Origin of the sequence: Rufibacter sp. LB8 (assembly GCF_014876185.1) — a bacterium.
Classification (GTDB): domain Bacteria; phylum Bacteroidota; class Bacteroidia; order Cytophagales; family Hymenobacteraceae; genus Nibribacter.
On the sequence record NZ_JADALJ010000001.1, the window covers coordinates 3,958,098 to 3,968,018 of the forward strand.

A 9,921-nucleotide genomic window follows, 5' to 3' on the forward strand; every position below is an offset into this window, starting at 1 on the left:
AATTTATAAAACTCGGTTATAAGGGTATAAAAAGTAATTCCAGTGCAATTGGATTCATCTGAATAAATATTTTAGGCTGGTCGGAAAGCTCTTGTAAAAGAAAGAGGCACAGCGCCTTGTTAGGTGCTGTGCCTCTTTGATGAGATGTACTTTAGTAGTTATTGTTTGATAAAGCGCAAGGTCTTTTCAAACTGCTCGCCTTTCACCTTCAGGATATACATCCCTACTGGCAGCGTGCTGATATCTAACACCTGTCCGGTTGAAATCTCAACCTCTTGGGTAGAAGCCAACTTGCCGTCTGCCCCATAGATTTGAACAGTTGCTTTACCGGTAGTGCCAGTAATGGTTAGGTTCAACACATCGGTAGCTGGGTTAGGGTATACTTTGGCTTCCACTTGAATGGCCACCGCTTTTGACTTGACAGAGATGATCTTGGTGTACTCAAACTTACCATCAAAGTCCACCTGGCGCAATCTGTAGTACACCGTGCCGTTGACCGAAGCTGCATCTAAGAAACTGTAGTCCATCTCAATGGTGGTGGTGCCGTTTCCTTTCACCTTGCCAATCATTTGGAAGTTCTTGCCGTCTGTGCTGCGTTCCACCTCAAAGAAGTCATTGTCTTTCTCAGAGGCTGTTTTCCAGTTCAGCAATACTCCATTGGTTTGCAACTTGCCGGTAAAGCTGATCATGGTTACAGGTAGCGGCGTGCTTACTGCGTTGTCTCTGAAGAGCGGTAACAGTGCTCCCTCTGGTTGAGCTGGTACAGTTTCCACTCCAAAGTTATCAGCATCAAACAAGTTCACCAGGCCATCTTGGTCAGTATCTAAGTAGAAAGTGGTGTTTGAATCCAGAAAGTTAGGAATGCCTCTGTTGCTATTGTCCAGCCAGTCTGGTATACCGTTCCTGTTAGCGTCTGTGTTTCCATAAAGGTTAAACCCATTACCGGCTTGGGTATTGTAAATAGATCCGGCTAAGATTAGGTCATCAATGGCTCTTCCATTAAAGTTAAAGTCATGACCTTCAAAATAATCTTGGCCAAAGTCATTGTCTGTGTCCAAATCCAGATAGTCAGGAATAGCGTCAGATAAGGCAAACTCAGCATCTCTATTTACTGGCTCCAAGGTAAATCCGCCTCCTTGGGTAGCATCAAAGGCATCATCTATTCCGTTTCTGTTAACATCAAAACCAGAAGGAGCCCTGTAGCCTGTTTTGCCCACTGAAGCAGTTTGTGCCTCTATTAAGTCCTTGATTCCGTCATTGTCGGCATCTAAGTCTAAGAAGTCTTTACGGCCATCTTGGTCTGTGTCTGGCATTGAGAAGATAGAAGCTTCACCTGATACTGACAAGGCGCTGAGCGGCATACCTTGTGCGTTGATAATGCCACGCATGGTTGCAGTCAGGGCATTGTAGATATCATTGCTAGGGCTTACACCACCATTGGCCTCTGTTACGTTGGCAATGCCATCACCGTCCATGTCAAGGTCTAAACTGTTGATGATACCGTCTAGGTCTAAATCAAACCAGTCATTGATGCCATCTTCGTTTTTGTCTCTGAAGGCTCCATACACCGGATGCACAAAACTTGGATTGGTGTAGTTTAAGAATGGACTACCATCTGTGGTGCCAAACGGATCAACACCAGCACCAGAAATAACATCTGTGATTCCGTCGTTGTTGTCATCAATGTCTTCCAGGTAGCTGATTCCGTCGCCGTCCCAATCCCCCAAGATGTTTAGAGCTACCAATTGATTCTCTGTAACATTTCCATTGATGTCTGTGGTAGATATTGTCAAGTTATACACCCCTGGGCGCAATAATCTGAAGTCTTCTACTACTATGGTACCTTGTGCGGTCAAACGTGTTCCTGCAGGCAAAGTGCCATCTGTAAGAGTTGCGCTGACAATAGCGCCATCAGGGTCCGTAACTGTCGCCATCTCATCCGCATTCCTATAGTTGTAGAAGTGCTGCGCCACAGCTATTGTATAGAAAGCAGGGTTATCAATAACAGTGATAAAGGCAGTAGCTGCATTATTTTCCTCAAAGGCATCAAAGGTAATGGTAGAGATAGAAGCGGTTACTAAAGTATTGCCCACTTCTTTAGCTACCAATGAGAACTCCAAGGCGGCGGTTTGATTTCCTGCTAAGGTACCAATGGTCCAGATTCCGGTGTTGAAATCATAGGTGCCCACAGATGGAGTAGCGTTTTGATACTCCAGGGAACTTGGAACTGGCACCATAACTGAGACTCCTTCTGCCGCAATAGCAGAATTATTGGTGGCAGTCACCACAAAGGAAACCGTTTGGTTCAAGGAATGAGGGCCACCCACGAAAGCTGCGGCAATAGATACGTCTGCCATGGGTAGTACCGTAATAGACCTTGATTCACTGTTATTGGCAGTAACGTTGTCGTATTGATTAGCAGGCGTTACTATATTAGCGGTAGTAGTGAGCACTCCTGTAGTAACTGGTTTCACCACCAAAGTCAATATTTGCGTGCTGCCAGCAGCCAAATCAGAAGCCAAGGACCAAATGCCTGTTGTTTCATTGTAGATGCCATTCCCTGCAGTAGCAGTCACTAACTGTAAGCCTTCAGGTAAGAGGTTGGCTACCTGAACACCCGTAGCAGCATCTACTGTACTGTTGTTTTTAACACTAACAGTGAAGGTAGTGTTGATGCCTGCATAATAGGGACCATCTGCTACCGTATTGGTTACCTGCAAATCAGCACTTGGCGACACGAAAATGGTGGCAAAGGCCGTGTTGTTTGCTGTCAGGATGTCAACAGTACTTGCTTTTTGCGTTAATTTCGTGGCACTTAGGGTGATACTACCCGTTACATTGGGATACCCCATCACCACCAGTTGCTTAGATTCACCAGGCTCCAGTCTTGCAATAAAACCTTCGCCGGTAGTATGGTCATACTGCACGCCTGGGTCCGCTTGTACTCCTGTAAAGGTGATAAATCCTGTACGGCTATCTTTGAAAGTCAAATCAGTAGCCGCATCTGGACCTGTGTTGGTAACAGTCACCGTGAACGTGGCGATGGAGGCATTACGATAATATTCTGTACCAGTATTGCTTTTAACTGTCATGTCTACAGTTATCTCAGCCTTGCCATTTATGAGAACATTCTCTGTGTCAGAATCATTAGCAGCATTTACATCTACTTCTGTAGTTGTAGTGCGGGTAGAAGTCAAGGTGTAATTTCCGGCTGCAGTGGCTTTCCCAATTAAGGTAAGGGCAGTAGTAGTGTTGACGCCCAGGGTATTGATCGTCCAAATGCCTGTTTCAGAATCAAATGTTCCCATGCCAGGGGTAGCACTAACAAGGGAGAAACCTGTAGGCAAGCCAGTCTCAATATTAATGTCTGTTGCACCAACTGGACCATTATTTCTGGCATTAACCGTAAATGTGACGTTATCGCCGTTATAGTATGTTCCTGCTGGTATGGTATTAGTGACGGCAATATCTACGCTTGGTGAAACTTCTATACTTGTTGTAAAAGTATTATTGGACGTAACTTGATCAACCTCGTTACTAGCATTTCTAGTTGTCGTGCTTGTTAAACTACCTGTTCTGTTAGGTCTTACAACCATAGTCAATTCCTTCGTCTCATTTGCAGCTAAGTCACCAATGGTCCAAATACCATCATTGCTGGTATAGGTAGTGCCGTCTGGAGCAGAAGCACTCACGAAAGTGAATCCAGATGAAGAAATGAACCTGTCTAGAATCTTAACACCAGTTGCATTGTTTGGACCTTCATTCTTGGCAGTTACCGTGTAAATTATATCCTTTCCAATATAATATGGTCCTTCAGCAAAGCTATTGGAAACTGCTATGTCAACTGATGGTAATATAGTTACGGTGTTGATAGCGTCATTATTTGCCAGAACACTTTCATACTCTGCGCCCGCCACCTTACTAGCAGTTGTAATAATGTCACCAGCCATTGTAGGTAAAACAGTGATTGTTAAGGTTCTTATTAAGCTTGAGCTCGTTCCGGCGGCAAGACTTCCCACTGACCAAATGCCGGTAACTGGATTATACTCTCCTTGCGTAGTGGTTGAGCTTACGTAGGTAAGACCTGCTGGCAATAAGTCTTCAATGCTTACTTCTGTTGCAGGGCTTGGGCCGTAGTTTCTTACATTGACAGTATAAGTAAAAGGGACGCCATTGTACTTTGCCGCTGTAGTTACAGTATTGGTCACGGCAATGTCAACTGTTGGGTTTACTTCCAGAAGAACACCGGCAGTGTTGTTGCCGGCAATTAAATCCACTTCAGCGGATGACAACCTACTTGCGCTTTGAATGAGGGTTCCTGCTCTGTTTGGTTTGGCAATTACCGTTAAGGTGACACTCTCCCCAACTGCTAACTCACCAATTGCCCAGTCGCCAGAAGCATTTGCATAGGTTCCTTGGCTCGGATTTGCACTTACATAAATAAATCCAGCTGATGAAGAATATAGATCCCTTACTACTAATGATGTAGCTGCATTAGGGCCATTATTAGTAACAGTTGTTGTAAATGTAACCTCGTCTGTTGCATTATAGGGGCCAGCGGAGATTGATTTTGTTACAGCTATATCAGCGGCAGCATTTACTGTTATGCTGTTAGAAGCAGCATCATTGGTGGTGACATTGTCTATTTCATTGCTGGCAATTTTGGAGGCCGTTGTGGTGTAAGTGCCAACTTCAGTTGGTCTAGCTACCAGGGTAAGGGTTCTAGTGGCATTTACGGCAATGCTTCCTACCTCCCAAATGCCAGTGCTAGCATCAAAATTGCCCACAGAAGGAGTGGCAGAGATAAAGGTTAATCCTTCTGGCAAGTCATCTACTGCTACTACGCCAGATGACGCATTAGGGCCATTGTTTCTGATACTTACGGTATAAGTGACATCTTTGCCTACATAATAAGGTCCCGCAGAGACCGTATTGGTCACAGACAAATCAGCTTGTAAGGGTGCTCCCGCGCTAATAGCATTTGCCTCAGAGTTATTAGAAGTATTTTTGTCATACTGATCTAACCGTACTGTAGCAGTGGTGGTTAATACATTCGTATTGGTAGGTCTTGCCACTAGGGTTAAAGTTTCTGAATCACCTGAATCAAGATTGCCAATGGTCCAAAGACCGGTAGAAGCAACATAAGAGCCAACAGATGGTGAAGCAGAAACAAATGTTAATCCAGATGGTAATCTATCTGTTACAGAAACCCCTGTGGCTCCGTCTGGGCCTAGGTTGGTGACAGTAACGGTATAGGTTACATTTGTGCCACTAAAGTATGGTCCTTCAGAAACTACATTCGTAATAGCCAAATCAGAAGCTGCACCTACTGTAATAGTGTTTGCTGCTGTATTATTTGCTACGTTATTATCAATTTCAGAAGAGCTTATTTTAGTGGCAGTAGTGGTAAAAGAGCCTGTGGTTGTAGGAATCACTACTAAAGTCAAGGTTTGAGCTGCTCCACTGGCTAAGTTGCCTACCGTCCATAATCCAGTAGCTGCATCATAACTACCTAAGGTGGGTGTAGCGCTTACCAAAGTCAAATCCGCCGGTAACTGATCTTGGACAGAAACATTAGAAGTAGCACCTGGACCGTTATTCCGGGCAACAACTGTATATGTTAAGGTTTTACCATTGTAATATGGTCCTGCAGACACAGTATTAGTCACTGCAATGTCAGCTGTAGCTTCTACCGTTATAGTATTAGAGGCGATATTGTTAGCTCCATTACCATCAAATTGATCCGCTGAAATTCTGGAAGCAGTGGTAGAAACACTACCAGATACCCTTGGCTTTACAACCAGTGTCAAAGTTTCAGTTGCACCCTTGGGAAGTGAAGCAATATCCCAATTACCTGTGGCAGAAGTATAGGTTCCGGTAGAAGTAGTAGCGCTAACGAAGGTAAAGTTAGTAGTAGATAGCAAATCTCTTATAAGAACATTGGTAGCATTATCTGGCCCATTATTGGAAGCAGTTACGGTGTAAGTTACTTCTTCCCCTTGTAAGTAAGGTCCGGCTGCAACAGTATTGGTCACAGCAATATCAGATTGTGGTAAGACTGTGATACTGGTAGAAGAGACGTTGTTAGAAGAAACAAGGTCCGTCTCATTTATAGAAACCAAAGTAGCCGTGGTGCTGATGGCACCTGTGGTATTGGGGGCTGCCACTACCGTAATCACAGCGGTTGCCCCACTCGCCAAGTTAGGAATTGACCAAGTTCGAGCCACGTTGTCAACAGTGGTGCCTTCAGGAGCCGTAAAACTCACTACCGTAAGACTGGCAGGAATCTGAGCACCAATTACTACGCCAGTAGCGGTGTTAGGGCCGTTGTTTCTGATGGTTACGGTATAGGTCTCATTTACGCCATTGTAATAAGGGCCAGCTGAAACTACATTGGTGATAGCAATGTCAGCAGCCGCTTCTACCTCAATGACCGCTGGGCGTGCGTTGTTGGCAGTAACCGGGTCAAACTCTGTCTGGGCCGTTTTGGTAGCAGTTGTAGTAATAGACCCCGTGGTAGTAGGTTTAGCTACTAAGGTAAGCGTTTGCGTAGTGCCCGCTGGTAGAGCACCAATAGTCCAGAGTCCATTGCTAGAAACGTAGGTGCCTACCGTTGGGGTAGCACTTACAAACGTTAAGCCTGTAGGAAGTCTGTCTGTGATTACTACACCTGTGGCATCACTTGGGCCATTATTTGTAGCTGTAACGGTGTACGTTACATCCTGGCCATTCACATAAGGGCCGCTAGAGACAACATTGGTAACTGCTACGTCTGCAGATGCACCCACAGTAATAGAGTTTGAAGCGCTGTTATTCGTGCTTACCCCATCATTTTCATTGCCTGCTGTTCTGGCAGCAGTGGTGGCGTACGTGCCTACGGCTGTTGGAACAGCTACAATGGTAAGTGTCTGGGTAATGCCATTAGCAATAGGAAGGATCCAGGCACCAGTGGAAGCATTATATGTGCCAGCAGAAGCAGTAGCGCTTGCGAACGTCATGCCAGCCGGCAAAAGATCTGTAATGGTGGCACTGGTGGCGTCATTAGGACCAATGTTACGGGCCGTGACAGTGTACGTAACCGGTTGACCAACATAATATGGGCCGGTAGCCACCGTGTTGGTGACAGCTATATCAGCAGTAGGGTTTACCGTAATAGTGGCAGTCTGGCTGTTATTACCAGAAACATTGTCAAACTGGGTTCCGCCTGTTTTGGTAGCAATGGTGGAAATGGTTCCGGTGGTAGATACTTTAGCATTCAACGTAAGGGTTTTGGTTTCCCCAACAGCCAAGGCGCCAACTGTCCAAAGGCCGGAAGTAGCGTTGTAACCCGCAGGCGCAGTGCCTTGCAACGTTAATCCGGTTGGTAACTTGTCAGTTACTGTTACACCCGTAGCATTATTAGGGCCTAAGTTGGTGGCAGTGACGGTATAAGTCACAATGTCCCCATTGTTATAAGTGGTTTGCGCTACGGTATTTTTAACCTCAATGTCAGCAGCGGCTACCACAGTGACGGTGGCCGTGGCTGTGTTATTAGCAGCCGTTGGGTCTGGGCTGAACTGCGTTTTATTAATGACGTTTGAGGCACTTCCTACTGCCAAAGGTTTTACGGTAAGGGTTAAGGTAGCACTACCAGTGGCTGCAATGTTACCTACATCCCACACACCAGTAGAAGCGTTGAAATTAGTACTGGAAGCGCTTACAAATTCAAACTTCTCAGTATCTAACTGGTCAATTACTTTTACGCCATTGGCTACCACATTTGCGTTATTGTTCTTGGCGGTAATTGTAAAGTTAAAGGGTACACCTACAGCAAAGGGGCCTGAGGCAGTTTTTGTAACGCCTACATCCACACTGCTGCTACAGTTGCCATAAGTGAAGGTAGAAGTCTCAGTCAATGAATTCGTGTAACCGTAAGTCCAGGTATTCATTGTTTTGGTATCTCCGGCAGCTGAAGTAGAGGAACCCCACTTATGGACACCTGTAGAGGAGTTTACCCCAAACAACTCTCTAGGGACAGGGAAGTCAGTGGTAGAGGAGGTAGCTATGTTGCTATCATCCCAGAAGAGCAGACCATTATAGTTGGAACCAGCCAAAGGGCGCACATCTTCCACCCGGAAGCCGTCGTTCCACTCAGCATCCCAAACCGGGAAATGCACCGGGCTTGAACCGTTCTTAAACTGGTAAGAAATATTGGTGCCTGAAGGTACTACGGCATTCAAACCGTCTCTACCATTCCAATCCAAGGTGCGTGCCCCAGCCAATCCTGACTGCTCTAGCAAAACGTCTCTTGTACCAGCTTGGTAGCCTGCAACTCCGTTTAGGTCTATATAAACAATAAAAGTACTCTTAACGCTGCTATTAATAAAGAAGGTAGCCTTTCCACCACCACCGGTAGCGGGATTACAGGAGGAGGTAATGCCTACTGCAAAAGTAGGGGCAGTGGCACTTGGCCAGATAAGGGGGTCTGGGTTGTTCACGAAGTTGAAAAACTCAGCGTAGTCTGTCTGGCTGGTCTGGCTTCTGCGAAGTTGCTCTGGGGTGGTTCTGCCCGTGGCAGGTATAGACCCAGCGCTGTTGGTCACAAACCGGAAGAAGTTCTGCGGCGCAATACCCGCCAACTCAAATTTCTTTACAAAATAACGGTCTGTCTCATCATCGCTAGGCACCAATGGGAACATGTTGAAGGTGCTGGCAAACACGTTGGTGGTTCCGCCAGAAGAGAAAGACCACAACTTGCTGCGCATACGGCCTTGTCTTTCATCACCATTAGCGTCAATTACCGTGAAATCCCAGAAATCATAGACAGAGAATCTCCGGCCATCATCTGTCCAGCCGGTTTCGCCTTCCTGCGTGAACTCCACATAGTAGTCATAGTCAACGTTGGTGTCATTGTAAATGCTGAGCGGACGGTAACCAGTATTTACCGATTTTCCGTTGATGCTTCTGTTAGGGCCAGCTTCTGCTTCAGCGGCGGTGTTGATGACCCCGTTCTGGTTGGCCACTAAAAGCATGTCTCTGGTGGAGGAAGTGTTAGCTAGCAAGGTATTGGCCTGCACAAAAGTGCCGTCATCTACCCCCGTAGCAGCGTTTGTGCGGCGTACCGTAAGAATAAGGTTGGCCTGGTTAGCCTGCGTCTGGTCATGAATAGCCCGGTGCACCCCGTAAAATAGGCGTTCCCCCGCCTTCACCCTAATATACAGCCGGTGGTCTCTGGAGTACGTAGCCCCATTCCGGCTAAAACCAGATGGCTTCAGAAAGCTCAAAGACGTAATGGCCACCCCAGTAGCGGTGGGGAAGTTGGCATCATGTGCCAAGTAACCCGCCCTGGTGTTGCGAGGGTCTGTCAAGGCATAGCTTGCAGTACCGGTGGTATTGGGGGTAAGCTGCTTTGACCCTTCACCAAGAACGGTGAGCGGGAGTAGGAGCAAAGCGAAAAACAGAACGCGTAAGTTTTGGGGCATATACTTGGAATAATTGGTAAAGCAGATCTAAGACTCTGTTAATATAAAATTTATAAGCAGTAAAAGGAATGAATAGTCGCTAATTCACTTTCTCATTTTATTAGTGCAAAAATGCTTGATTAGTTCAATTTGACTTCACAAAATTCGGTAAATACGGACGGTTGCCCGTTGAATATTAAGCGTGCTAGGTGAATAAGCCCAAATCCTCGTTGAAAATTACTCTTATTAGTAGTGTCAAGCGGTTTTGCAAAAGCATCAGTCTGTATTCAAAGCTATGGTAGTGAGCATGATTGAGATAGGGCAGTAGGTTCTTATTAAATGCATATACGTTCACCTGTTTTCCGTTTTTGGCCTCCATTTTAGAAAGGAACCTGAAAACAGAAAGAGGTTAACTTACTAGAAGAGCCATTGTTTGCTTAGTATAGGGTGTTGACTTTCTGGCAATAAGTTGATGATCAAA

At 45.8% G+C, this 9,921-nt stretch carries 1 protein-coding gene; it reads right to left on the reverse strand.

From position 1 onward, the window contains the following. Window positions 1–158: 158 nt before the first annotated feature. Window positions 159–9,461 carry a T9SS type A sorting domain-containing protein gene (locus IMY23_RS16490; RefSeq protein WP_192823136.1) on the reverse strand — a complete coding sequence of 3,101 codons (9,303 nt, stop codon included), beginning with the start codon at window positions 9,459–9,461 and terminating at the stop codon, window positions 159–161. Window positions 9,462–9,921: the final 460 nt, after the last annotated feature.

What these genes read in the sequence shown, in the direction of transcription:
- IMY23_RS16490 (WP_192823136.1), bottom strand. Translation starts at nt 9,461, where the DNA reads ATGCCCCAAAACTTACGCGTTCTGTTTTTCGCTTTGCTCCTACTCCCG.